The organism is Nocardioides marmorisolisilvae (genome assembly GCF_003725775.1).
Lineage (GTDB): Bacteria > Actinomycetota > Actinomycetes > Propionibacteriales > Nocardioidaceae > Marmoricola > Marmoricola marmorisolisilvae.
The window spans coordinates 1,941,013-1,966,322 of sequence record NZ_RJSG01000002.1; the positions used below are offsets into that span (position 1 = coordinate 1,941,013).

24 protein-coding genes are annotated in these 25,310 nt (G+C 70.2%); 13 read left to right on the top strand and 11 right to left on the bottom strand.

Features of this window, described 5'->3' with window-relative positions; translation table 11 throughout:
* Positions 1 to 19: 19 nt before the first annotated feature.
* On the bottom strand, positions 20 to 1,006 hold the full coding sequence (locus EFL95_RS13485; RefSeq protein ID WP_246004943.1) for a uroporphyrinogen decarboxylase/cobalamine-independent methonine synthase family protein: 987 nt from the start codon (positions 1,004 to 1,006) through the stop codon (positions 20 to 22).
* A gap of 285 nt (positions 1,007 to 1,291) precedes the next feature.
* Here EFL95_RS13485 and sigK point away from each other — a divergent pair, with 285 nt between their 5' ends.
* The 11 genes from sigK (at position 1,292) to EFL95_RS13540 (ending at position 11,139) form a co-directional block, all read left to right on the top strand.
* On the top strand, positions 1,292 to 1,891 hold the full coding sequence (gene sigK, locus EFL95_RS13490; RefSeq protein WP_123234442.1) for an ECF RNA polymerase sigma factor SigK: 600 nt from the start codon (positions 1,292 to 1,294) through the stop codon (positions 1,889 to 1,891).
* Entirely contained in the window at positions 1,888 to 2,604 is a 717-nt protein-coding gene (locus tag EFL95_RS13495; protein ID WP_123234443.1) for an anti-sigma factor, read from the top strand. The genes sigK and EFL95_RS13495 overlap by 4 nt, the downstream gene beginning before the upstream one ends.
* Positions 2,601 to 4,604: an FAD-dependent oxidoreductase gene (locus EFL95_RS13500; RefSeq protein WP_221176383.1), complete on the top strand. Its 2,004-nt coding sequence runs from the start codon at positions 2,601 to 2,603 to the stop codon at positions 4,602 to 4,604. Before EFL95_RS13495 ends, EFL95_RS13500 begins: the two co-directional genes overlap by 4 nt.
* A complete protein-coding gene (locus tag EFL95_RS13505) occupies positions 4,601 to 5,884 on the top strand; it encodes an SAM-dependent methyltransferase (protein WP_123234444.1) in 1,284 nt (427 codons plus the stop codon). Before EFL95_RS13500 ends, EFL95_RS13505 begins: the two co-directional genes overlap by 4 nt.
* Entirely contained in the window at positions 5,884 to 7,188 is a 1,305-nt protein-coding gene (locus EFL95_RS13510) for an SAM-dependent methyltransferase (protein WP_123234445.1), read from the top strand. The genes EFL95_RS13505 and EFL95_RS13510 overlap by 1 nt, the downstream gene beginning before the upstream one ends.
* A gap of 11 nt (positions 7,189 to 7,199) precedes the next feature.
* Positions 7,200 to 7,994 (top strand): DUF1295 domain-containing protein, encoded by a 795-nt coding sequence (locus EFL95_RS13515; RefSeq protein WP_246004944.1) that lies wholly within the window; start codon positions 7,200 to 7,202, stop codon positions 7,992 to 7,994.
* Positions 7,995 to 8,042: 48 nt separating this feature from the next.
* Complete coding sequence (locus EFL95_RS13520) at positions 8,043 to 8,522, top strand: hypothetical protein (RefSeq protein WP_183407153.1); 480 nt, start codon at positions 8,043 to 8,045, stop codon at positions 8,520 to 8,522.
* A gap of 50 nt (positions 8,523 to 8,572) precedes the next feature.
* Positions 8,573 to 8,944, top strand: coding sequence for a cupredoxin domain-containing protein (locus EFL95_RS13525; RefSeq protein WP_221176384.1), 372 nt, complete (start codon positions 8,573 to 8,575; stop codon positions 8,942 to 8,944).
* Positions 8,945 to 9,000: 56 nt separating this feature from the next.
* Positions 9,001 to 10,248 carry a hypothetical protein gene (locus tag EFL95_RS19560; RefSeq protein ID WP_183407154.1) on the top strand — a complete coding sequence of 416 codons (1,248 nt, stop codon included), beginning with the start codon at positions 9,001 to 9,003 and terminating at the stop codon, positions 10,246 to 10,248.
* Positions 10,248 to 10,670, top strand: a complete 423-nt coding sequence (locus EFL95_RS13535; RefSeq protein ID WP_123234447.1) for a hypothetical protein — start codon at positions 10,248 to 10,250, stop codon at positions 10,668 to 10,670. Before EFL95_RS19560 ends, EFL95_RS13535 begins: the two co-directional genes overlap by 1 nt.
* Positions 10,671 to 10,782: 112 nt before the next feature.
* On the top strand, positions 10,783 to 11,139 hold the full coding sequence (locus EFL95_RS13540; RefSeq protein WP_123234448.1) for a hypothetical protein: 357 nt from the start codon (positions 10,783 to 10,785) through the stop codon (positions 11,137 to 11,139).
* Here EFL95_RS13540 and mnmA read toward each other — a convergent pair.
* Positions 11,136 to 12,227, bottom strand: a complete 1,092-nt coding sequence (mnmA, locus tag EFL95_RS13545) for a tRNA 2-thiouridine(34) synthase MnmA (RefSeq protein WP_123234449.1) — start codon at positions 12,225 to 12,227, stop codon at positions 11,136 to 11,138. The two genes, EFL95_RS13540 and mnmA, sit on opposite strands and share 4 nt — an antisense overlap.
* Complete coding sequence (locus EFL95_RS13550) at positions 12,227 to 13,429, bottom strand: cysteine desulfurase family protein (protein WP_123234450.1); 1,203 nt, start codon at positions 13,427 to 13,429, stop codon at positions 12,227 to 12,229. The genes mnmA and EFL95_RS13550 overlap by 1 nt, the downstream gene beginning before the upstream one ends.
* Positions 13,430 to 13,500: 71 nt before the next feature.
* Between EFL95_RS13550 and EFL95_RS13555 the strand changes: the two genes are divergently transcribed.
* Positions 13,501 to 14,157: a hypothetical protein gene (locus EFL95_RS13555; RefSeq protein ID WP_123234451.1), complete on the top strand. Its 657-nt coding sequence runs from the start codon at positions 13,501 to 13,503 to the stop codon at positions 14,155 to 14,157.
* Between the two features lie 19 nt (positions 14,158 to 14,176).
* Here EFL95_RS13555 and EFL95_RS13560 read toward each other — a convergent pair whose 3' ends face one another.
* The 6 genes from EFL95_RS13560 to EFL95_RS13585 form a co-directional block, all read right to left on the bottom strand.
* The gene (locus EFL95_RS13560) at positions 14,177 to 15,025 is read right to left on the bottom strand and encodes an endonuclease/exonuclease/phosphatase family protein (protein WP_123234452.1); all 849 of its coding nucleotides are present in this window, start codon (positions 15,023 to 15,025) and stop codon (positions 14,177 to 14,179) included.
* 122 nt (positions 15,026 to 15,147) lie between these two features.
* Positions 15,148 to 16,101: an electron transfer flavoprotein subunit alpha/FixB family protein gene (locus EFL95_RS13565; protein WP_123234453.1), complete on the bottom strand. Its 954-nt coding sequence runs from the start codon at positions 16,099 to 16,101 to the stop codon at positions 15,148 to 15,150.
* Positions 16,102 to 16,121: 20 nt separating this feature from the next.
* On the bottom strand, positions 16,122 to 16,898 hold the full coding sequence (locus EFL95_RS13570; RefSeq protein WP_246004945.1) for an electron transfer flavoprotein subunit beta/FixA family protein: 777 nt from the start codon (positions 16,896 to 16,898) through the stop codon (positions 16,122 to 16,124).
* A gap of 140 nt (positions 16,899 to 17,038) precedes the next feature.
* Positions 17,039 to 17,404 (bottom strand): hypothetical protein, encoded by a 366-nt coding sequence (locus EFL95_RS13575; RefSeq protein WP_246004946.1) that lies wholly within the window; start codon positions 17,402 to 17,404, stop codon positions 17,039 to 17,041.
* A 39-nt stretch (positions 17,405 to 17,443) separates the two neighbouring features.
* Entirely contained in the window at positions 17,444 to 18,223 is a 780-nt protein-coding gene (locus EFL95_RS13580) for an enoyl-CoA hydratase/isomerase family protein (RefSeq protein WP_123234455.1), read from the bottom strand.
* 24 nt (positions 18,224 to 18,247) lie between these two features.
* On the bottom strand, positions 18,248 to 19,306 hold the full coding sequence (locus EFL95_RS13585) for a M36 family metallopeptidase (RefSeq protein ID WP_123234456.1): 1,059 nt from the start codon (positions 19,304 to 19,306) through the stop codon (positions 18,248 to 18,250).
* A gap of 42 nt (positions 19,307 to 19,348) precedes the next feature.
* Between EFL95_RS13585 and glgX the strand changes: the two genes are divergently transcribed.
* Positions 19,349 to 21,526, top strand: coding sequence for a glycogen debranching protein GlgX (gene glgX / locus EFL95_RS13590; protein WP_123234457.1), 2,178 nt, complete (start codon positions 19,349 to 19,351; stop codon positions 21,524 to 21,526).
* Positions 21,527 to 21,596: 70 nt separating this feature from the next.
* Here the strand turns inward: glgX and EFL95_RS13595 are convergent, their stop codons facing one another.
* Positions 21,597 to 22,532 (bottom strand): type IV toxin-antitoxin system AbiEi family antitoxin domain-containing protein, encoded by a 936-nt coding sequence (locus tag EFL95_RS13595; RefSeq protein WP_123234458.1) that lies wholly within the window; start codon positions 22,530 to 22,532, stop codon positions 21,597 to 21,599.
* A gap of 167 nt (positions 22,533 to 22,699) precedes the next feature.
* The gene (gene glgP / locus EFL95_RS13600; protein WP_123234980.1) at positions 22,700 to 25,300 is read right to left on the bottom strand and encodes an alpha-glucan family phosphorylase; all 2,601 of its coding nucleotides are present in this window, start codon (positions 25,298 to 25,300) and stop codon (positions 22,700 to 22,702) included.
* Positions 25,301 to 25,310 lie beyond the last annotated feature (10 nt).

A 25,310-nucleotide genomic window follows, 5' to 3' on the forward strand; every position in this document is an offset into this window, starting at 1 on the left:
AACCAGCTGGGAAACTGGCTCAACCAGCACCAAGACGAAGGGCGCTCTCCCGCACCAGGGAGAGTGCCCTTCGTGCGTACCCGGGGCTCGCGCCGGCCAGGCCGCAGGACGGCGTCAGCACGATCCGGTCGCTGACCTCCTCCGGGTCGAAGCCGAGCATGTCCAGCAACCGCAGCACCCGCTCCACCACCTGCTGGTCAGTGGGCACCCGCGCAGGATCGGTCGCGGGGATGACCCCGAGGTAGATCCGTGCCTCCTCGTCGAAGGCTGTGCCCAGGGCGTCGTAGTCCTCGGCCGCGAGCACGTCGAGGTCGAGCGAGATCCCCTGCGCCCCCGCTCCGCGGAGCAGCCCGATCGGCATGCCGGCCGCGCAGCAGTGCGCGACGCTCGACGCCCCTGAAGCCTCGATCGCCGCGAACACCGGTTCCAGCGCGGCCGAGGCGCGCGGCAGGTCGACGCTGCGGTGCCGACCGAAACCGGAGGACGTCGGTACCTGCGCCGCCAGCACCGCCGGCAGTGCCGGTTCGTCGACCTGGAGCACCAGCCGCGCGCCCGGCACCCGCCGTCGTACGTCGGCCAGGTGCTCCCCCAGCCCCTCGGCCAGCGCCTGCGCCAGCTCACGACGGGCACCGACGTCGGCCAGCAGCCGGTCACCACGCGGCCGTTCGACGGTCGCAGCGAGAGTCCACGGACCAGCGACCTGCACCTTCAGCTCACCCTCGTACCCCTGCGTCTGCTCCTCGAGCACGTCGAGGTCCTGGGCGAGCAGCGACCGCGCGCGACGGTGGTCGACACCGGAAGCATCGGTCAGGCGCCACCCCGCCGGCTGAAGGTCGAACCCGAGCTCGGCGACGACGGCGAGCGTGCGCCCGGTCATCGAGGCGGGTGCGCCGCGAGCCGGCAGCTCGGGTAGGAACGGCAGGTCGGGGACCTCACCGAGCACGGTACGCACGGCTTCGGCGAAGTCCTCGCCGGGCATCGAGCCGATTCCGCTGGAGGTGCTCACCCGCTGACCCTAGTGCGGTTCCAATCCTCCCCCCCGACCGGCTCCGAACCCACGGTACGGAGTGTTGCGGGCCCTGGAGGGACCCGCGACGGCTCCGGGGTGCGCCCGGCAGCGCGTCCTGGGGCTTCCTGATCGGCTCCGGCGTGCACCCGCCCGGCGGTGCGGCGCCGCCGGGGCCGGTCAGTGGACCCCAAAAGCAGTCGGATCCAATCCGCCTGGGCCGCAGCCACGAAGCACTCCCTGACCGATACTGAACACAGCACCCCGAAACGACAGGAACGCCCGGTGTCCCACCTCCAGCCCGTTCCGTCCGGCACCCCGGTGCCGGACCAGGCGCCCGTCGCCGACCTCGGCGCGCTGCTGCGCCAGTCGGCCCGGGGGGACCAGCAGGCCTTCGCCGCGCTGTACGACGCGACCTCGGCCCGGTTGCACGGACTGGTGCTGCGGGTGATCCGGGATCCCGCCCAGGCCGAGGAGGTCACCCAGGAGGTGTTCCTCCAGGTGTGGCGGACCGCCGCCCGCTTCGACGAGGCCAAGGGCAGCCCGCTGGCCTGGCTGATGACGCTGGCGCACCGCCGCGCCGTCGACCGGGTCCGGGCCGCCGAGGCCGTCAGCCGGCAGGACACCAGCTACCACCAGAACAACCACGTGGTCGACCACGACAGCACCGCCGAGGCGGCGGAGAAGTCGATGGAGGCCCGACGGGTCCGGGCAGCGCTCGCGGAGCTGACCCCGGTCCAGCGAGAGGCGCTTGAACTCGCCTACTTCGGCGGCTACACGCACGCCGAGGTCGCAGTGATGCTCGACCTACCGGTCGGCACGGCCAAGACCCGCATCCGGGACGGACTGATCCGGATGCGTGACGCGATAGGAGTGGGCCAATGACCGCTCACGAGATCCACGCCCTCTCCGGGGCCTATGCCGTCGACGCGCTCGACGACCTCGAGCGTGCGCGCTTCGAGGACCACCTGGCCGCCTGCGCCGAGTGCCGCGCTGAGGTGGCCAGCCTGCAGGACGCAGCTGCGTCCTTCTCCTCGATGACGACCGCTGCCCCGTCCGCGGACCTGCGCGCCAAGATCCTCGCCGACATCAAGACCGTGCGGCCGCTGCCGCCGGTGGTGGCCCGGCTGGACTCCCGGCGTCCGCGACGCTGGGCCAACCTGGTCGCCGCGGCTGCCGTGCTCACCGTCCTCGGCGGCGGTGTCACCGTCTGGCAGCAGAACCACTCGACCAGCCAGGCTCCGATCAGCGCGGTCGACCAGATCCGGACCGCGGCGGACGTCACCGCCGTCACCCAGGACCTCGGCAAGGGCGCGAAGGCCACGCTCTACCGCTCGGCGTCACTCGGCAAGGCCGCCCTGGTGACCTCGCACCTCCCGGCAGCCCCGAACGGCAAGACCTACCAGCTCTGGCTGCAGAACCGCGCCGGCCACATGGTCAACGCCGGCCTGCTGGACGGCAGCGGCAACCGCGCGGTCGTGCTCCAGGGTGACGCCTCCGATGCGACTGCCGCGGGCATCACCGTCGAACCGGCCGGCGGGTCGCAGACCCCGAGCCTTCCGGTGGTCGCCGTGATCGAGTTCGAGAAGGCGACGTGACCCCGAGGCACGCGCGTCACGTCGGCATCGTCGGCAGTGGCGTCACTGGGCTGACGGCTGCCTACGTCATCTCGCGCTCCGCCGAGGTCACCCTCTTCGAGGCCGACGACCGCCTCGGCGGGCACGCGGACACCCACCAGGTGTCGACTCCGCACGGTCCGGTCTCGGTCGACACCGGGTTCATCGTGCACAACGAGCGCACCTATCCGACCCTGCTGCGGATGTGGGCCGAGCTTGGCGTCGAGACCCAACCCTCGGACATGTCGATGTCGGTGCGCTCCGACGACGCCCACCGCGGACGCGGCCTGGAGTGGGCCGGAGCCCTGGGGCCGACCGGCTTGTTCCCCACGTGGCGCAACGCGTTCCGGCCGCGCTACCTGCGGATGCTCACCGAGATCCCCCGGTTCCACCGGCAGGCGAAGCGTCTGCTCGAGCAGACCGAGGACGACGACCGGACGTTGGCGCAGTTCCTCACCGACGGGCACTTCTCGGCGTACTTCCGCCAGCACTTCATGACACCGCTCGTCGCGTGCGTCTGGTCGTGCGACCCGGCCATCGCGCTGGAGTACCCGGCGCGGTACCTGTTCTCGTTCCTGCAGCACCACGGCATGCTCACCGTCTTCGGCTCCCCGCAGTGGCGCACGGTCAGCGGCGGCTCCCACCAGTACGTCGACAAGGTGGCTGCCGAGCTCGAGCGTCGTGGCGGCACGATCCTGCTCGGCGCCAAGGTCACCTCGCTGGTCGAGACCCCCGACGGCGCGGAGATCACCGACGGGAACGGCCAGGTGCACCGCTTCGACGCGGTCGTGGTCGCCACCCACCCCGACCAGGCGCTGGGGATGCTCGCCGAGCCGACGCCGCTGCAGACCGAGCTGCTCACCGCGATGCCCTACTCGCCGAACCAGGCCCGGCTGCACACCGATGCCTCGCTGATGCCGCGGAACCACAAGGCCTGGGCTTCCTGGAACCAGTGGGACCGTCCGGGCCAGGACGCGGTCACGGTCACCTACGACATGACCCGGCTGATGAGCCTGCCCGTCACCGACGGCACCCGCTACTTCGTCACGCTCGGGTCCACCGACGCGATCGACCCCGACCAGGTGATCGCGGTGCGCGACTACGCGCACCCGATCTACAACCCGACCTCGGTGGCTGCCCAGCGCCGGCTGCCCGAGATCGACACCGACCGGATCGTCTTCGCCGGCGCCTACCACGGCTGGGGTTTCCACGAGGACGGCGCGCGCTCGGGTGCAGCCGCGGCCGAGCGGCTCGGCTTCCGGTGGCCCCACCTCGCCCCGGCGACCGCGGTCGCGACCCCGCAGGTCTACGCCACGACGATCAGCCACACCCGGCGTACGCCGCTCAAGCACCGGTTCACCCTGCGCAGCCGTTTCTGGCTGGTCGATCTCGACGAGCTCCCCGACCACGGGCCCCTGGGCCGGTTCGAGGCCCGCGACCACCTCGGCGACCCGACCAGCACCATCCGCGCCAACGTGGAGGCGTTCCTCGCCGCGGAGGGCGTTGTGGTCACCGGCGGCCGGATCCTGATGGCGGCCAACGCCCGGGCTTTCGGCTACTGCTTCAACCCGATCAGCGTCTTCTGGTGCTTCGACTCCTCCGGCTCGCTGGCCGGGTGCGTCGTCGAGGTGCACAACACCTACGGCGACCGGCACGCCTACCTCGTGCACCCCGACGAGGCGGGACGGGCGCTGGTCGGCAAGGAGATGTACGTCTCGCCGTTCCACGGCGTCGACGGGCACTACGAGCTCGTGGTGCCGGTCCCGGGCGACGAGCTGACCATCTGCGTGCGGCTGGTCACCGAGTCCGGCGACGTCTTCGACGCCTCGCTCCGCGGGCACGCGACCCGTTCGGGAACGCTGCGCGCCGCCCCGGCTGCAATCCGCGGGGCCGTCCTCATCCGAATGCACGGTGTCTGGCTCTGGGCCCGCCGCTTGCGGGTCCAGCCGCGGCCCGCCCACACCCAGGAAGGTGTCCGATGACCTCGTCCATCGACGCAACACCGCTGTCCGTCGACCACTGGTCCGACATCACCCCGATCCGGCGGGGACCGAAAGCCCGGATCTCGGTCGCGATCGCGCGCCAGATCTTCTTCAAGGGCACCTCCCGGCTCGGCATCTCGGTGTCGACCGACGGATCGCCCGCCGACCTGCGCCTGATCCGCCCGGACGAGTTCTTCGCCCGCCTCGGCCAGGACGGCCTGATCGGCTTCGGCGAGGCGTACATGACCGGTGCCTGGGAGGCCGACGACCTCGGCGGCACCCTGACCGTGCTCTGCAACGAGATCGGCGACCTGGTGCCGATGTGGATGCAGCGCCTCCGCGCGGTCTACGTCTCCCGGCCGCCTCGCCGGCAGCGCAACAGCGCCAAGAACACCCGCAAGAACATCGCGCACCACTACGACCTGTCCAACGACCTGTTCGGGCTGTTCCTGGACTCGACGATGAGCTACTCCTCGGCGATGTTCGACACCGACTCGGTGACCACCGGCCAGCACACGCTGATGTCCGCACCGGTCGTCGGGTCCGACCTGGTCGCAGCCCAGGGCCGCAAGATCGAGAGCATCCTGGACGCCGCCGGCGTGACGGCGGGAACCCGGGTGCTCGAGATCGGCACCGGTTGGGGCGAGCTGGCGATCCGCGCCGCACGCCGCGGAGCGACCGTCCGTTCGGTGACCCTGTCGAGCGAGCAGCAGGCGCTGGCGCGGGCCCGGTTCGCCGACGCTGTCGCGGCCGAGGGCCTGCGAGCGGACGCGGTCCAGGTGGATCTGCTCGACTACCGTGCCGTCGAGGGTCAGTACGACGCGGTGGTGTCGGTCGAGATGATCGAGGCCGTCGGCTACGAGTACCTGGACAGCTACTTCCGCACGATCGACGCGGTGCTGGCGCCCGGCGGCAAGGTCGCGATCCAGGCGATCACGATGCCGCACGAGCGGATGCTTGCCACCCGGCGGACGTGGACCTGGATCCACAAGTACATCTTCCCCGGCGGCTTCCTGCCCTCGACCGAGCTGCTCGACGAGGTCACCCGCAAGAACACCGCGCTGCGACTCGAGCACCGGACCACGTTCGGCAGCCACTACGCCGAGACCTTGCGGCAGTGGGACACCGCCTTCCGGGCCGCGCACGAGCAGGTGCTGGACCTCGGCTTCGACGAGACCTTCGAGCGGCTCTGGCACTTCTACCTCGAGTACTCGCGTGCCGGCTTCGCCAGCGGGTACATCGACGTGCAGCAGCTGACGTTCACCCGCGAGGAGTCCTGATGACCACCGTCGAGAGCGCACCGGGCTTCGACAAGCTCAACCAGCCGGCCAAAGGCGTCGCAAGCACGCTCGCGGAGGCGCTGCGCCCGTTCGTCGGCGGCGACCTGCCGGTCGAGCTGCACGCCTGGGACGGGTCCGTCGCCGGGTCCGGCCCGGTGGTCCGGTTGAACTCGTCCCAGGCGCTCACCCGGCTGCTCTGGGCACCCGGCGAGCTCGGGGCCGCTCAGGCCTACGTGACCGGCGAGCTCGACGTGGAGGGCGATCTCGACGACGCCCTCACCCATGTCTGGACGGTGATCGCGCAGCGCGGACTCACGGGGGTTTCCGCGACGCCCGGCACCCTCTGGCGGGCGGCCCGGGCGGCACTGAGGGTGGGAGCCCTCGGCCGCCGCCCGGCCGCACCTGTCTCGCAGGCCGTGCTCAAGGGCAGGCTGCACAGCAAGTCCCGCGACCGGGAGGCGATCAGCCACCACTACGACTTCTCCAACGACTTCTACGACGCGATTCTCGACGACAACATGGCCTACTCCTCGGGCTACTACTCCTCACCGGAGATGACGCTGGAGCAGGCACAGGACGCGAAGCTCGACCTGGTCTGCCGCAAGCTCGGGCTGGGCCCGGGCACCACGTTCCTCGACGTCGGCTGCGGCTGGGGGTCGCTGTCCCTGTACGCCGCGCAGAACTTCGGCGCGACGGTCACCGGCATCACCATCGCCGCGGAGCAGAAGAAGTTCATCGACGCCCGGATCGCCGAGCGCGGCCTGGGCGACCTCGTCACCATCCAGCTCTGCGACTACCGCGATGCCGAGGGTGAGCACGACGCGGTCGCCTCGATCGAGATGGGCGAGCACGTCGGCCAGGCCAACTACCCGACCTACGTCGAGGTGCTGCGCCGCTCGGTCAAGCCCGGAGGTCGCGTGCTGATCCAGGCGATGTCGCGCAACGGCGTCAGTGGCGGCAAGCACCCCGGCGGCGGCCCGTTCATCGAGTCGTTCATCGCCCCGGACATGACGATGCGCCCGGTCGGCGAGACCGTCGACCTGATCGAGGCCGGTGGTCTCGAGGTCCGCGACGTGCACGGGATGCGCGAGCACTACGTGCACACCGTCCGGCACTGGCTCGAGCGGTTCGAGGCCAAGCAGGACGAGCTGCGCGCCCTGGTCCCCGAGGAGTACCTCCGCGTCTGGCGGCTCTACCTCGTCGGTGGCGGGATGGCCTTCCGCGACGGCAGGATGGGGGTCGATCAGATCCTCGCGGTGCGTCCAGGCGCCCCGCACGACCTCCCGGCGGTGCGTACCTGGTGAACGAGTTCTCGGTGGGCGACTTCCTCGTCGTCACGTTGGTGGCCCTGGTGGCCGTCGCGGCCCTGATGGGACTCACCGCCGAGCTCGCCCAGCGCACCGGACGGGTCTCCGTGGTCGACACCATCTGGGGACCGGGGTTCATCGTGGTCTCGGTGGTCTCGGTCCTGGTCTCCAACGCGATCAGCGACGTCGAGGCCGTCGGTGACCGCAACGACCGCGCCTGGATCCTGCTGGCCATGGTCAGCTTCTGGGGCGTCCGGCTGGCCTCGCACATCGGCAAGCGCTCGCACGGCGCCGGGGAGGACCCCCGCTACGAGGAGCTCCTGGCACGCGGGCCTGGTGGCATCGTCCGCAAGGTGCTGCTGCCCCAGGGACTGGCGATCTGGTTCGTCTCCCTGCCGGTCCAGGTCGGCGTGGTCGCGCGCGACGGCGTCGGTTGGCTGATGGTGGTCGGTCTGGCGCTCTGGGCCACCGGGCTCGTCTTCGAATCGGTCGGTGACCGCCAGCTGGCGGCGTACAAGCAGGACCCGGACCGTGGTCCGGTGATGGACCGCGGGCTGTGGCGCTACACCCGGCACCCGAACTACTTCGGGGACGCCTGCGTCTGGTGGGGCATCTACCTGGTCGGCGCCTCGGCCTGGCCCGGCCCCCTGACGATCCTCTCCCCGATCGCCATGACGTACTTCTTGGTCTTCGCCACCGGCGCCCGGCTCCTGGAGCGCACGATGATGCAGCGCCCGGGCTACCCCGAGTACGCAGCCCGCACCTCGATGTTCTTCCCGCTGCCCCCCAAGCGCAGCTCGTAAGGACCGCGGGCCCCAATCCCGCGAGCCGCACGGCGACGAACCCCGTGCATGAACCTCGCCACCCGGATGCGCACGCACGGACCGTTGCTCCTGCTCCAGGTCGTCGCGGCGGCGGGACTGGCGTACGACGCGAAGATCCACTTCCACCTCGCGCCGGCGTACGACCAGATCAAGAGCAGCACCGTCAGCCAGGGTGACCTGTTCCGGATCGAGGCCTGGCTCGCGATCGCCGCGGCCCTGCTGGTGCTGGTCGTGCGCACGCCGATCGCCGCGTTCCTCGCGGCCTCGGTCGCCGGCGGTGGTCTGGTGCCGCTGCTCGTCTACCGCTACTACGACTTCGGTTCCCTCGGCCCGCTGCCGGCGATGTACGAGCCCGCCTGGTACCCCGACAAGACGCACACTGCCATCGCCCAGGCGATCGCGGCCGTCGCTGCCGCCGTCCTCCTGCTGGCACTGGTGCTGCGCAGTCGCAGAAACACCACCACGTCTCCAATCCCCCGCGACGGTGGGAGCGAAGCACTCTCGTGAAGACAACGACGGCACCATCTCGGGCACGACGTATCGCGGGCGCCCTCGGCGTGACCGCTCTGACCCTGGCGCTGGTCGCCGGCTGTGGTTCCACCGGCTCGGGCTCCCCGAAGTCCTCGGGCTCGAGCAGCAAGGACACCGTGACCACCAAGCTGCTGTCCTTCATGCCCGAGAAGCTGACCGTCAAGGTCGGCACCAAGGTCACCTGGAAGGCCGGCGACGGCATCGGCCACACGGTGACCACCGGCACCTTCACCCTGGGCTCCGACGGACTACGTACCGCGGAGAACCCCGACGGCTTGATCAACAAGCCCCTACGCGCCGGCAAGGACGTGTCCTACACGTTCACCAAGCCGGGGAAGTACGTCTACTACTGCTCGATCCACAAGGGCATGGCAGGCGAGATCGACGTGACTCCGTAGTTCTGCGGGCGCGAGCGCTTCACCCCTTCACCTTTCACCTCAGCAAGGAGCACGTCATGACCATGTTCACTTCCGGCAAGACTCGCCTGGCCGCAGCCGCGGTCGCGAGCCTGTTGACGGTATCCGTCGCCGCCTGCGGCAGCAGCTCATCCGACACCCCGTCGGGTTCGAGCTCGAACTCGAGCACGAAGGTCACCGGCGCAGCCGCGACCACGACCGCGTCCGCAGACCTGCGCGCGGCCCTGACCGACCTGCTGACCCAGCACGTCTACCTCGCGGGCATCGCCCTGAAGACCGCGGTGGAGAAGGGCGGCAACCTCAAGGACCCGGCCGTCGTCGCCGCGGTGACCACCCTGGACGGCAACTCGGTCGCCCTCTCCAAGGCCGTCGGCTCGGTCTACCCGGATGCCGAGAAGCCGTTCCTGGAGTCCTGGCGCCAGCACATCGGGTTCTTCGTGAACTACACCCTCGGTGAGGCCACCAAGAACACCGCGATGATGAACAAGGCGAAGAAGGACCTCGACGGCTACCGCACCTCGTTCGGCCAGCTGATCCACTCGGTCGTTCCCGAGCTGCCGGCCGACGCGGTCGCCAAGGAGCTCATCCCGCACGTCAACACCCTGTACGCCGCCATCGACGCGCTGGTCACGGGCAAGGGCGACGCGTTCGCACTGCTGTCCAAGGCTGCGGACCACATGCCGATGACCGCGGACATCCTGGCCGGCGGCATCGCCAAGAACAAGAACCTCGCCGGCAACGTCGACAGCGACGCGTCGAACCTGCGTTCGGGCCTGACCTACCTGCTCGACTCGCACGTCGACCTGGCCGGCATCGCGCTGGTGCAGGCCGTGCAGAAGGGCGGCAACCTCAAGGACCCGTCCGTCGTCGCCGCGGTCAACGCCCTGGACGCCAACTCGGTCGCGCTCTCCAAGGCCGTCGGCTCGGCCTACCCCGACGCCGAGAAGCCGTTCCTGGAGTCCTGGCGCCAGCACATCGGGTTCTTCGTGAACTACACCCTGGGCAAGGCCACCAAGAACACGGCCATGGCGACCAAGGCGAAGAAGGACCTCGACGGCTACCGCACCTCGTTCGGCCAGCTGATCAACTCGGTCGTTCCCGAGCTGCCGGCCGACGCGGTCGCCAAGGAGCTGATCCCGCACGTGCAGACGCTGCTGGACACCATCGACGCGCTGGTCGCCGGGAAGACCACGGTCTTCTCCGACCTGGAGATGGCAGCCATGCACATGCCGGGCACCGCGAAGATCCTCGCCGGCGGAATCGCCGCGAACAAGAAGCTCAGCTGATGTCCACCACCGCGAACACCTTCAGGGCCGACCACGCGTCGGCCCTGAAGGGTCGGGTGAACGTCGCGCTGCAGTGGGCCGTGGTCGGATCGATCATGGTCGCAGCGGTCGCGCACATCCCGGTGATCGCTCCGCACCTGGAGGAAGCCCCCTACATGGGCGTTCTCTTCATCGCCCTCACCGCTGTCTGCCTCAGCCTCGGGGCGGTCATCGCCGTGCGCAGCTCGACCTGGGCCTACCAGTCCGCAGCGGTCGTCTGCGGAGCCGCCGTGCTGGCCTACGCCGCCACCCGGCTGGTCGCCTTCCCCCAGCTGGCCGACGACGTGGGCAACTGGTTCGAGCCGCTGGGCGTTGTCTCGGTGCTCTCCGAGAGCCTCGTGGTCGTGCTCGCGGTCGCCGCTGTTCGTCGTCGTCGGACCTGAGAGCCGGAAGAACTTTCCGAAGAAGGTCCTGAATCAGGACCTTTGACTCTGGCGAGTCGCGGAACCCCGGAGCAGGATGCGAGTTGAAACTCGACATGCTCTGGAGGGACGCATGGACAGTGCACGAGCCCACTACGACGACGGTGGCATCGCCTGCGACGACAGCGGCCTGGCGATCCAGCGCTACTACCCGTGGGGCGCCCTGCGGGTGAAGTACGACGAGATCAGATCGCTGTCCGTGCTCCCGATCAAAGGCTGGGCCGGGTTCCAGCCGCTGCTCTGGGGCCCGTCGGACCTGACCCACTGGTGGAACCTCGACACCCACCGGCAGAACCGGCGCACAGCGGTGGTGATCGACATCGGCGCGCGGTTCAAGCCCACGGTCACGCCGCTCGACCCGGACTCGTTCGAGGAGATCGTCCGGGCACACCTGCACCGCAGCCAGGTCCCGCAGCAGCGGACCGGTTAGCGCTCGGTGGCCGCGATGGTGCCCGAGCCGACCACCCGGGTGCCGTCGTAGATCACGCACGCCTGTCCGGGAGCGATCCCGGAAGCGGCGTCGCGCAGGGTGACGTCGAAGCCGTCCGTGGAGGGCACCACGACCGCTCGGTGCTCTTCCCCGTGGGCACGCAGCTGGACCGTGCACTCCAGCGGGGCGTCCGGAGCGGTCCCGCACCACAGCGGTCGGATGCAGGTCAGTCCGGTCACCGCGAGTGCCTCGCGCGGTCCGACGGTGACCGTGCCGGAGACCGGCTCGATGTCCAGCACGAACCGGGGCTTGCCATCGGCGGCGGGGGTGCCGATGCGCAAGCCCTTGCGCTGGCCGACGGTGAAGCGCCACGAGCCCTCGTGCTCGCCGAGCACCTCGCCGGACTCGGAGTCGACGATCGGGCCGGAGGTGTTCGGCGCTGACTCGCCGAGCTTCTCCCCCAGCCAGCCGCCGGTGTCGCCGTCGGAGATGAAGCAGATGTCGTGGCTGTCCGGCTTGTCGGCGACCTGGAGCCCGCGGCGCTCGGCCTCGGCACGGATCTCGGGCTTCGCGGTGTCCCCGAGCGGGAACAGCGAGTGCGCCAGCTGGTCCTGGGTGAGCACGCCGAGGACGTAGGACTGGTCCTTGCCGGCGTCGACCGCCCGGTGCATCTCGATCAGGCCGTCCGCACCGGTGCGCAGCTGCGCGTAGTGACCGGTCACCACCGCGTCGAACCCGAGCGCCAGGCCGCGCTCGAGCACCGCGGCGAACTTGATCTTCTCGTTGCACCGCAGGCACGGGTTCGGCGTCCGTCCACCGGCGTACTCGGACAGGAAGTCCTCGACCACGTCCTCGTGGAAGCGGTCGGAGAGGTCCCAGACGTAGAAGGGGATGCCGATGACGTCCGCGGCCCGACGGGCGTCGTTGGAGTCCTCGATCGTGCAGCAACCGCGCGCCCCGGTCCGGTAGGACTTCGGGTTGCGGGAGAGCGCGAGGTGGATCCCGGTGACGTCGTGCCCCGCCTCGGCCGCACGTGCTGCCGCCACCGCCGAGTCCACGCCGCCCGACATCGCTGCCAGGACCTTCATCAGACCGGTTCTTTCCCTGCCCGGGAGGTCTGACCGGCGGCCCGGGCGCGCTCGACGACCGGCCCGATCGCCTCCAGCAGCGCGTCCACGTCGGCCTCGGTCGAGGTGTGCCCGAGCGAGAAGCGCAACGAGCCGCGGGCCTGCTCGTCGTCGTACCCCATCGCCAGCAGCACGTGCGAAGCCTGCGGGACCCCGGCGTTGCAGGCCGACCCGGTCGAGCACTCGATGCCCCGGGCGTCGAGCAGCATGAGCAACGAGTCGCCCTCGCAGCCGGGGAACGTCAGGTGGGCGTTGCCGGGAAGCCGGTGCTCGGCGCCGGCGTCCGGGTCGCCGTTCGAGATGGCCTCGGGGACCCGCGCGAGCACTCCTGCCTCGAGCCGGTCCCGCAACCGGGCCAGGCCGTCGGCCAGGGCGGGCTGGTGCTTGACGGCGAGCTCGCAGGCCGCTGCGAACCCGGCGATCGCGGGCGCGTCGATGGTCCCCGAGCGCACGTCGCGCTCCTGCCCGCCACCGTGCAGCAGCGCGGTCAGCTGGACCTCGCGCCGGACCAGCAGCGCACCGATCCCGTACGGGCCGCCGATCTTGTGACCCGTCACCGTCATCGCGTCCACGCCGGAGGCGGCGAAGTCGACCGGCACCTGGCCGACCGCCTGCACCGCGTCGGTGTGCACCGGGATGCCGTGCTCGTGGGCGAGCGCGACGACCTCGGCGATGGGCTGGACGGTGCCGACCTCGTTGTTGGCCCACATCACCGAGACCAGCGCGACACTGCCCGGGTCCGCCTCGATGCTCGCGCGCAGAGCGTCCAGGTCCAGACGACCGACGGCGTCGACGCCGATCAGCTCGACCTGGGCGTCCTCTTCCTCGGCCAGCCAGTGCAGCGGGTCCAGCACCGCATGGTGCTCGACCGCGCTGGACAGGATGCGGACCCGTGCCGGGTCGCTCGCGCGCCTCGACCAGTACAGCCCCTTGAGCGCCAGGTTGTCGGCCTCGGTGCCACCGGAGGTGAAGACGACCTCGCCCGGCCGGCACCCGAGAGCGCGCGCGACCGTCTCGCGGGACTCCTCGACGACCCGGCGCGCGGCGCGGCCGGAGGCGTGCAGCGAGTTCGCGTTGCCGACGCTGCCGAGCTGCGCGGTCATCGCCGCGGCGGCCTCGGGCAGGATCGGCGTGGTCGCCGCGTGGTCGAGATAGACGGTCATGTCCGTCCAAGACTACGGCGCGCCCGGTGGAAACCGGTCCCGAGTCCGGTTCGCGACCCTAAACTCCGGCCATGACCACTCTGTCTCGGCTCACGCGCACGCTCACCACCGCCACCGCCGTCCTCGCCCTCGGGCTGACCGCCGGCTGCGGAGGTTCGAGCGGACCGAAGACGGACGGACCGGCAGGCACGTCCACGACGAGCTCCTCCGGCGTCGAGGTCCAGACCGTCGCGCTGAAGAAGCACGGCTTCAGCTTCCAGCTGCCCAAGGGCTGGTCGAAGATCGACCGGGACGGCGCCCTCAACGCCTCGAACCCGGTGATGAAGAACATGGCCGAGAAGCTCGGGACGACCCCGGAGAAGCTCATCCAGTACGTCGAGACCTCCGTCGAGGTCATGGCGGTCACCGACCAGGGTGCCGACAGCGGCTTCCTGGAGAACGTGAACGTGGTCCCGCTGACCCCCGGCCAGGCGACGGAGAGCCAGATGCGGCTCCAGATCGCCGCGGTCGGCGGCAAGACCTCGGACACCAGCACGGTCGACACCCCGATCGGCAAGGGCGTCACCATCACCTACACCCTGGCGACCGGCGGCACCGTGGTCGCGGGCAAGGCTCTCGCCGTCGGCGCCTCGTCCGACGACCAGGTCCTGATCACCGTGAGCGCGCACACCGCCTCGGCCGCGGGCGACCAGCTCGAGGCGATCCTGGCCTCGCTCGCCAAGATCTGACGACCGGCGCCCTGGGCGCTCAGCGGGCGAGCCGGGCCACCAGGGCCCGGTGGTCACTCCCGGGAACGTGGAACGTGCTGGTGCTGATCGACCGGTAGCCGCCTCGGGTGAGCACGTGGTCGATCGCGATCAGGCCCAGCCCGGTGCTCGGCCAGGTGGGCTGCCAGCCGGAGTTCGCAGCCCGCGCCGCGTCGGCGAAGCCGTCGGCGAGGAGGTTCCGCACGGGGCGGTGGTCCAAGGTGCTGTTGAAGTCCCCGACCAGCATCACCGGCCGTCCGGTGAGGGCCGGCACCACCTGGTTGAGCACGCTCCAGTCCGCCCGCCAGTTGCCCGGGCCGACCAGCGGTTGGGCGACGTGCACCGCGACCAGCCAGAACGGCTCCGGGGCCGCCACCGCGATCCGGTAGCCGTCGTGCTGCAGCGGCACCCGGGCGACCTGGCCGAGCGGGTAGACCGAGAACACCACCGTGCCCGATCCCCCGGACCCGGCGCTGCCCGCCTCGTACGGCAGCGTCGTGGTGATGCCCGCGGCGTGCAGCCGGCTGAGCTCGCCCGGGGTGACCTCCTCGAGGACCACCAGCTGCGCGTGCTCGCGCCGGGCCAGTGCCACCGCCTTCTCGGCGTCGGCGTGGCCCTTCCGCAGGTTCAGGTTCATCACGACCAGGTCCGGCCGCCCGGTCGCGTGCTCACCGGCGTACGCCGGCACCAGCAGAGCCGCGTGGAACCCGGCCCCGAGGACGGACCCGGCGACCACCACCGCGAGCCAGCGGCGCAGCGCCGGCTCGGTGCCGGGTCGCAACAGGCCGAAGCCGAGGGCGGCGACCAGGAAACCCGGCAGCGCGTACGGCGCGAAGCTGGTCGCGAGCACGAACCAGAACGTGTCCGGCGTCAGCAGGCGCAGCAGGGTGAGAACGACCGAACCGGCCAGGGCGCCGCCCGCGATGCACGCGGTGGCGGCCCTGACCGGCCCGGTGGTGAACAGCTGCGTACTCAGCCCTTGCGAGCGGTGATCTGCTCGGTCGCGGCGGGGAGCACCGTGTGCAGGTCCCCGACGACGCCGAAGTCGACCAGCTCGAAGATCGGCGCCTCTTCGTCCTTGTTGACGGCGACGATCGTCTTCGAGGTCTGCATACCCGCGCGGTGCTGGATCGCACCGGAGATGCCGGCCGCGATGTAGAGCTGCGGCGAGACGACCTTGCCGGTCTGACCGATCTGGAAGGCGTGCGGCTTCCAGCCCGAGTCGACCGCGGCGCGCGAGGCACCCACGGCGGCACCGAGGCTGTCGGCCAGGGCGTCGATCGGGTCGAAGTTGCCGCCGGTGCCACGACCGCCGGAGACGATGATCGCGGCCTCGTTGAGCTCGGGGCGACCGGTCGACTCACGCGGCTGCGAGGCCACGATCTGCGCCTTCTTCGCGGCATCCGAGATGGTCACCGACACGTTCTCGACGGTGCCGGCGCCGGCACCCTCCTCGGGCGCAGCCGAGTTCGGCTTGACGGTGATGATCGGCGTGCCCTGGGTGACCTTCGCGGTGACGGTGAAGTTTCCGGCGAACACCGACTGGGTGGTCACCGGGCCCTCCTGCACGTCGACGGCGTCGGTGATCAGGCCGGAGTCCAGCTTGACGGCCAGACGACCAGCGATCTCCTTGCCCTCCGCGGAGGAGACGATCAGGATGGCGCCCGGGTTGGCCTGCGCGGCGATCTGCTGCAGCGCCTCGGCCTTCGGGGCCACCAGGTAGCCCTTGATCTCGGCGTCGTCGACGGCGTAGACCTTCTCGGCGCCGAACTTGGCGACGGTCTCGGCAGCAGCGGCGGCCTTGTCGCCGGCACCGATGAACACGGCGGCCGGGGTGCCCAGACGCTTGGCGATGGCCAGCAGCTCCAGGGTCGGCTTCTTCACAGCACCGTCGACGTGGTCGACCAGAACCAGGATCTCACTCATGTCTTCTTACCTCTCCCGGCTCAGATGAACTTCTTGGACGCGAGGAACTCGGTCAGCGCGGTGGCGCCCGAGCCGTCCTCGTCGGTCACGATGGTGCCGGCGGTCCGCGGCGGGCGGGCCTCGGTGTTGTCCACGGCGGTCCAGGCGGCGGACAGGCCGACCTCACCCGCGTCGACGCCGAGGTCACCCAGCGAGTACGACTCCAGCGGCTTCTTCTTCGCGGCCATGATGCCCTTGAAGGACGGGTAGCGGGCCTCGCCGGTCTGGTCGGTCACCGACAGCACGAGCGGGGCGGTCGCACCGATGATCTCGGTGGCGGTGTCGCCGTCGCGCTTGATCCGGAACTGGTCGCCCTGCGACTCCACGACGGAGGCGAAGGTGACCTGCGGCAGGTCGAGGCGCTCGGCCAGCATCGCCGGGACGACGGACATGCCGCCGTCGGTCGAGGCCATGCCGCAGACGATCACGTCGACGGAGCCGATCTTGTTGATGGCGGCGGCGAGCACCTTGGAGGTGGCCAGCGCGTCGGAGCCGGCGATGGCGTCGTCGACGACGTGGACGCCGGAGTCGGCACCCATCTGCAGAGCCTTGCGGATCGCGTCCGCAGCAGCCTCCGGGCCGATGCTCAGCGCGGTCACGGTCACCGAGTCAGGAGCCTCGTTCTTCTCCTTGAGCTGCAGCGCCTGCTCGACGGCGTACTCGTCGAGCTCCGAGAGCAGACCCGGGACGCCGACGCGGTCCACGGTGTTGTCCGACTCGAAGGCCTGGTCGGCGGTCGCGTCGGGTACGTATTTCACACAGACGACAATGTTCATGCTGGTTTCGGCCCCTCGGGGCCCCTCCTAGGTCAGGTGGGTGAACTCGGATGAGACTACCGGCGAGTCACGAAACCACCCACACCGTCTCGTATGGAGTCAGTCACAACCGCTTGCTGGAGTTAGCGGCGCTTGCGCGGGGCCAGCAGGTGCTGCACGTAGCGGCCGATCGCCAGGTAGACGATCGCGGCGATCCCCCAGTTGACCACGGCGTCCTTGGTCTCGGCGTTCTTGCCGCTGAACTTGAAGATGCCGTTGTCCCGGCTGAACGGGCCGTCGACGGCGTCGGCGAAGTGCTTGACGAACTTCACGATCTCGTTGCTCTGGCTGACGTTGTCGCGGGCCGCGATCAGGAACGCGCCGAGGGCGAGCACGACCGCGAAGAACAGGAAGATCACGCGCAGGATCTTCGACATCGTCTCGCGGATCTCGTCGTTGCGGACCTGCGAGGCCTTCGCGCCGGTCGAGATCGGCTCGTCTGATTTCACCACTTTCGCCACAGGAGAACGGTACCTGCGCGGAGGGGCTCAACGGCCGTTGAACACAGCCTTCCCCGGCCCGTTCTCGATGAACGAGCTCATCCCGGTGGTGCGGTCCTCGGTGGCGAAGACGCCGGCGAAGTGCTGGCGCTCGATGCCCAGCCCGGTCTCGAGGTCCGTCTCCAGGCCGCGGTCCACGGCGTCCTTGATCGCCCGCAGCGCGTACGGCGCCGCGTTCACGAACTGCGCGGCCCACGCCGTCGCCTCGGCGATGACGTCGGCGGCCGGGAAGATCCGGTCGACCAGGCCGATCGCGAGAGCCTCCTCGGCCTTGACCATCCGGCCGGTGAACATCAGCTCCTTGGCCCGGCTCGGGCCGACCAGGCGGGCGAGCCGCTGGGTGCCGCCCGCGCCGGGGGTGATCCCGAGCAGGACCTCGGGCTGGCCGAAGACCGCGTTGTCCGCGGCGAACCGGAGGTCGGCTGCCATCGCCAGCTCGCAGCCGCCACCGAGGGCGTAGCCGTTCACCGCGGCCACCACCGGCTTGGGGATGCGGGCGATCGCGGTCACCGAGCCCTGCACCAGGTCGACGTGGTCGACCATGTCGGTGTAGGACCAGTCGGCCATCTCCTTGACGTCGTTGCCCGCCGCGAAGACGCGCTCGCCGCCGGTGAGCACCAGGGCCCGGACGTCGTCGCGCTCGGTCGCCTCGGCGGCCACCTCGAGCAGGTCGCGCTGCACACCGGTGCTGATCGCGTTCATCTTCGGCCGGTCCAGCCGGATGGTGCCGACGCCGTCGGCCACCTCCAGACGTACGAATTCACCCATGCCGGGAAACCTAGTGCAGCAGCACTAGAAGGTGATCCCCCGGGCCGCGAACCGCGCCCTGACCAGGTCCGCCGCGGCCTGTCCGTCGCGCGCCTTCGCCTTCGCCCAGGTCGCCTTCGCCGCCGCGGAGAAGCTGGTGTCCGGCGCGTAGTCGAACTGGGAGTCGATCAACGTGGTGTCCCAGGCGCGGGTCGTCTTGCCCAGGGCGACGTACCCCAGGCGGATCTCCCAGAGCGCCTGCGACCAGATCTCGCCGTCGGCGTGCACCTCGCCGGTCTTGTCGGCGACGGTCTTGTCCGTGTGGAAGCTGCGGATGCAGTGCGGTGCGTCGGTGTAGGAGGTCGAGTCCCAGTCCATCGGGCACGACGGGTCGGCCTTGACCGGCCAGCCGTAGGTCTTCGCAGCGTCCAGGCCCACGGTCACGCCGAAGTAGTCACCCCAGGCCTCGCCGATGGAACCGGCCTCCTCGCTGGCGCCGAAGCCGGGCACCTGCGAGGCGTGCACGGCGTGGCCGTACTCGTGCACGATCACCTCGGCGTCCTCGCCGTCGTCCACGCCACCCTTGCCCAGGCGCAGCCGGTAGGGCTTGTCGGTCTGGTACGAGTTGTCGCCGCCGTACTGGTCGACCTTCACGGAGAACTGCTGCTTCACGATCCCGGGGAACTGCGAGCCGAAGCCGAGCGACTGCAGGTACTCCTGCGCCTGGTTGACCCAGTAGTAGGCCATCACCTGCTCGAACTGGTCCTGGTTTCGGTAGTAGCGGAACGTGTTCGTGCTGCTGAACGCCGGGGTGCCGGTCGCCGAGGAGACGGTCGCCCACTTCCCGCGCAGGTAGCCCGAGCCGTCCAGGTTGCGCAGCTGGGCGATCGTGTAGGCGCTCGCCGGCACCGCCGAGGCGGCGTCCTTCTGGTCGGTGAGCGTCTCGTCACCGGTCGACTGCACCGGGTTGACCATGAAGATCCGTGCGGTCCCGGTCGAGGTTCCCGGGCGCGGCTTGGTCGCCTCGGCCGGTGGTGAGACCAGCACGGCTGCGAGCAGGGCGGCGGAGGCGGCGACGGCGGTGACGGGACCGGTGATCTTCATCCGCACATCCTGCGCGTAACAACCATCCGACACAATGGCCCCGTGGCTCCCGGGCAGTGGACTGAACGTGATCAACGCGCCGAGGTGTGGCCTGGCCGCGGCTGGCCGCTCGGCGCGACCTGGTCGGAGGAGTCCACCAACTTCGCGGTGAGCGCCCCCGAGGCCACCGCGCTGTGGGTCTGCCTCTTCGACGACGACGGGACCGAGACCCGGCACCAGCTCACCGAGCACACCCTCGGCATCTGGCACGGCGCGATCCCCGGCGTGGCCCGCGGCACCCGGTACGGCTATCGCGCGGACGGGCCCTGGCAGCCCTCGCGCGGACTGCGGTTCAACGCGAACAAGCTGCTGCTCGACCCCTACGGCCGCGCGGTCAGCGGTGCCGTCGTCCCGGGGCCGGAGATCTTCGGCTACGACCTGGAGCACCCCGAGAGCCCGAGCACGCAGGACTCGGCCCCGTCGATGCCGCGCTCGGTGGTCGTCGACAACGCCTTCGACTGGGGGCCGGACGGCGATCCTCCGCAGCGGCGGCGCTGGCGCGACACCGTCGTCTACGAGGTCCACGTCAAGGGCTTCACCCAGCTGCACCAGGAGATCCCCGAGGAGCTGCGCGGCACGTACGCCGGCCTCGGCAGCCCCGAGGTGATCCGCTACCTCACCGAGCTCGGGGTCACCGCCGTCGAGCTGCTGCCGATGCACCAGTACGTGCCCGAGCCGCGGCTGGCCGACCTCGGTCTGACGAACTACTGGGGCTACAACTCCATCGGGTTCTTCGCCCCGCACAACGCGTACTCGTCCTCCGGCGACCGCGGCCAGCAGGTCACCGAGTTCAAGCAGATGGTCAAGAACTTCCACGAGGCCGGCATCGAGGTGATCCTCGACGTCGTCTACAACCACACCGCCGAGGCCGGTGCCCTCGGCCCGACGCTGAGCTTCCGCGGCCTCGACGACCTCTTCTACCACCGGGTCGGCCAGACCGAGGAGGAGGACGAGCTGCCCGCGCACGCCCGGTTCGACGACACCTACTGGGACGTCACCGGGTGCGGCAACACGGTGGCCGCGGCCAACCCGCAGGCGCTGCGGCTGATCCTCGACTCGCTGCGCTACTGGGTGAACGAGATGCACGTCGACGGCTTCCGCTTCGACCTGCTCTCGGCGCTGACCCGGTCCGGCTACGAGGTCGACATGTCCGGGCACCTGCTCACCACGATCGGCCAGGACCCGGCGCTGCGGCACGCCAAGCTGATCGCCGAGCCCTGGGACGCGTCCGGCGACGGTTACAAGGTCGGCGAGTACCCGCCGCCGTGGGTGGAGTGGAACGACCAGTTCCGCGACACGTTGCGCGACTTCTGGCGCGGGCACGGCGACGGCATCCGCACCGTCGCGACCCGGTTGGCCGGGTCCTCGGACCTGTACGCCGACGACGGCCGGTCGCCGTACGCCTCGGTCAACTTCATCACCGCGCACGACGGCTTCACGCTGCGTGACCTCGTCTCCTACGAGGCCAAGCACAACGAGGCGAACGGCGAGGACAACGCCGATGGCACCGACAACAACCGGTCGCAGAACTGTGGCGTCGAGGGTGAGACCGACGACCCGGCGATCGTCGAGCGGCGCCAGCGTCTGGCCGCCAACCTGATGATCACCCTGTGCATGTCCAACGGCGTGCCGATGATCACCGCAGGCGACGAGCGCGGGCGCACCCAGCGCGGCAACAACAACGCCTACTCCCAGGACAACGAGATCTCCTGGGTCGACTGGCGCCCCGACGACGCCTGGCTCGGGCTCTGGGACATCACCAAGACGGCGCTGAAGATCCGACGCGAGCACCCGGCCCTGCGGCAGCGGCACTGGTTCGAAGGGCGGCCCGCCATCAAGGGTGGCCCGAAGGACCTGGCGTGGTTGCACCCGGACGGCCGCGAGATGGCCGGCGACGACTGGCACGACGACGGCCTGAAGGTGATCGGCATGTTCGTCTCCGGCGACCCGCTGCGCTCCCCCGGGCCCCAGGGCGAGCAGCAGCGCGACGCCTCGTTCCTGATCTGGCTCAACGGCGGCTCCGAGGACCGCGAGGTCACCCTGCTCGAGAACGCGTGGGTCCAGTCGGGATCAGCCGTGCTCTCGACCGCGGCGGCCGTGCCCGTCGGGACCGAGCTGCGCGCCGGTCAGACCTTCACGCTCGCCGCCGAGTCGGTCGTCGTCCTCCAGCAGGACGGCTAGGCGGCGGATTCCCTAGGCAAGACGTGAAACCGGCAGAACGACCCGATGCTTTGGGTCGGAAGTGATGGCTTCAGGTCGTTCGGCGCCCGAGGACTTTGACGAGTCGGGCGGCTGTTCGACGCGGGTCGGCTAGGTCTGCCCAGACAAGTCGAACAACCCGCCACCCGGTCACCTCTCGAATTCGATCCTCGCGTCGCTTCTCCCGAAAGACGGCGTCGCCCGGGGTCTCCCCGGGTTTGAGCAGGCGGCCGTACTTGATCTTGCCGTCGAACTCGCCGACCACTCCGAGCTCGGGCCAGGCGAAGTCGGTCGTGGCAATCAAGACGTCGCCGTCGTACACGGGGTACTGGAGTTCCGGACGGGGAAGGCCGTGGAAGAAGAACAGGAAGCGTGCACGGGACTCGCCCACCGACTCCGCGCCCGGAGATGCGAGTCGCAGCGTGATCTGTAACCGAGCCGTGCCGGGCCAACGCCTCATGCCCTCGAGCTCCGCGCGGAGCGCGTCCTGGCTGAGCAGCCCCAAGTGGTAGGCCGAATCGAGTAGGACCATGCCACCCTCGACCGAGGTGGTCGTCGCGGCACCAAGGGCACACCGAGCGGCACTCAGGGTCTTCGCACCCGCGAGCTCGAGGACTCCGGGAAGACGTGGGTCGTCGTGATAAGCGACATCCGAGTGCTTGCGCGATCCCATCGCCCCCAGTCTGGTCACATGCACACGTCGAAGATCGGCATCCCAGAGCTTCATCCCATGGAGGGCGGCACCGGAGATATGGCTGAGGGCCACGGCGGATTCATGGGTCAGCATGACCGCATGTGCGCGGAGAACGTGTCGTCCCACTTCGTCGAGATCAGCCCACACTTGAGCCGCTGCATAAGCGCCGTGCCGGATCCGAACGATCTCGCCATCTCGTATCGAGCGCCTTAGATCGCGATCGTCGTACCCGAGTCCGACGGCGTCGCGCCGCAGGAACACTCCGTGCTCATGTAGCCCTGTCAGTTCAAGCATGGAACGGAGGCTGCCTTGCCCACCGAGCCTTCAGTCACGCCAGCTCAACGCCTGTTGATCGATCCCCTCCATGATGGGGTTGTGGAGATTCGCCGACCCGAAGGATCCAGTTCCGACCCGAAACATCGGGTCGTCTCGCCGGTTTCACGTCTTGCCTAGGGAAACCGTCAGGCCAGCGCCACCAGCCCGAGCTCGGCGTTCGATGCCAGCGCGGGGTGGTTCGGCAGCACCCGCACCGTGTACCCGAACGAACCGGCCCGCTCGAGGACGAGCGTGCCGTGGAACCGGTGGCGGCCGCCTTCGTAGGACTCAGCGTGCGCGAGCGGCGTGCCGATCGCGTCGAGGATGTCGTCCTCGCCCTTGACCCGCCCGTGCACGACCTCGACGACGACGTCCTCGGGCGCCAGCGACCCGAGCGAGACGTAGACCTGCAGGTCGAGCGCGCCGCCGACCTCGGGCGACTCCGAGACACCACCGGACTCCACGTGGTCGATCCGCACGTCGTCCCAGCCGGTGCGCACCCGCTCCTTGAAGGCGGCCAGGTCACGAGCACCGTCGTACGACGAATTGATCGCGTGCGCCGCCTCGGTCGCCGGGAGGTACAGCCGCTCGACGTAGTCGCGCAGCATCCGGGTGGAGATCACCTTCGGCCCCAGCGACTTCAGGGTGTGCCGCACCATCTCGATCCAGCGGATCGGCAGACCCTCGGAGTCGTGGTCGTAGAACCGCGGGGCGACCTCGTTCTCGATCAGGTCGTAGAGCGCCGCGGCCTCGATGGCGTCGCGCTCGGACTCGTCCCCGACCGCGTCGGCGGACGGGATCGCCCAGCCGTTGTCGCCGTCGTACCACTCGTCCCACCAGCCGTCGAGGATGGACAGGTTCAGCGCGCCGTTGACCGCGGCCTTCATGCCGGAGGTGCCGCAGGCCTCGTACGGGCGCAGCGGGTTGTTCAGCCAGACGTCGCAACCCGGGTAGAGCGGCTGCGCCATCGCGATGTCGTAGTTCGGCAGGAACACGATCCGGTGCCGCACCCCGGCCTCGTCGGCGTACCGGACGATCTCCTGGATCATCTTCTTGCCGCCCTCGTCGGCGGGGTGCGCCTTGCCGGCGATGACCAGCTGCACCGGGCGCTCCGGGTCGAGGAGCAGCCGCGTTAGGCGCTCGCGGTCGTGCAGCATCAGGGTGAGCCGCTTGTACGACGGCACCCGGCGGGCGAAGCCGATGGTGAGCACGTCCGGGTCCAGGACGTCGTCGATCCAGCCGAGCTCGGCCGCCGCGGCGCCGCGCTGCTGCCAGGACTTGCGCAACCGCACCCGCGCATCGGCGACGAGTCGCTCGCGCAGGACGCGCTTGGTCGCCCAGAGCTCCTCGGCCGGGACCTTGTCGACCACCGACCAGACCTCATCGCCCCCCTCGTCAGACCCCGTCGCCTCCACGTCGGCGCCGAGCTTGGTGGCGAGCTCGAAGACCTCACGGGCGACCCAGGTCGGCCCGTGCACGCCGTTGGTGATCGAGGTGATCGGAACCTCGGCCTCGTCGAAGGCCGACCAGAGGCCGTTGAACATGCCGCGGCTGACGTGCCCGTGCAGCAGCGAGACTCCGTTGGCCCGCTGCGCGAGCCGGAACCCCATCACGGCCATGTTGAACACACCGGGGTCGCCGCCGTCGTAGTCCTCGGCGCCGAGGGCGAGCACGTCGTCGACCTCGATGCCGGCCACCGGGCTGGTCGGCCCGAAGTACTGGGCGATCAGCTCGCGCGGGAAGCGGTCGATGCCGGCCGGGACCGGGGTGTGGGTGGTGAAGACGGTGCCGGCTCGACTGACCTCGAGCGCCGAGGCGAAGTCGAGCCGAGGGCCGCCGTCGGCCACCGACAGCTCGCGGATGCGCTCCAGGCCGAGGAAGCCCGCGTGGCCCTCGTTGGTGTGGAAGACCTCGGGCTCAGGCGCGCCGGTGATCCGCGACCACGCCCGCAGCGCCCGGACCCCTCCGACGCCGAGCAGCAGCTCCTGGCGCAGCCGGTGCTCGACCGTCCCGCCGTAGAGCCGGTCGGTCACCTCGCGCAGCGACTCGGGGTTGGCCTCGACGTCGGAGTCGAGCAGCAGCAGCGGGACCCGGCCGACCTGGGCGACCCAGATCCGGGCCAGCAGCGGGTGGTCACCGGGGATCTCCAGGGAGACCTGGGCGTGGCTCCCGTCGGCTTCGCGCAGCGGTGTGATCGGAAGTCCGTCCGGGTCGAGCACCGGGTAGGTCTCCTGCTGCCAACCCTCGCGGGAGAGCGACTGGCGGAAGTAGCCGTGCCGGTAGAGAAGCCCGACGCCGACCAGCGGGATGCCGAGGTCGCTGGCGGTCTTGAGGTGGTCGCCGGCCAGGATGCCGAGGCCGCCGGAGTACTGCGGCAGCACCGAGGTGATGCCGTACTCGGGCGAGAAGTAGGCGATCGCCGCCGGCATCGGCCGGTCGCCGCGCGCCGTGCGGCGCTGGAACCAGCGCTCGCCGGTCAGGTAGCCGTCGAGGTCGTCCGTGGCCTGGGCCAGGCGGGCGAGGAAGACCTGGTCGGCGGCGAGCTCGTCCAGCCGGGCCGGGGACAACGCGCCCAGGAGGCGGACCGGGTCGTGGCCGGCCTCGGCCCACGCCTCGGGGTCCATCTCCGCGAACAGGTCCTGGGTCTGCGGGTGCCAGGACCAGCGCAGGTTGGTCACCAGCTCCAGGAGCGGCGCCAGCGCGGGCGGCAGGACGGGGCGGACCGTGAATCGTCGAATTGCTCGCACCCGACGACCG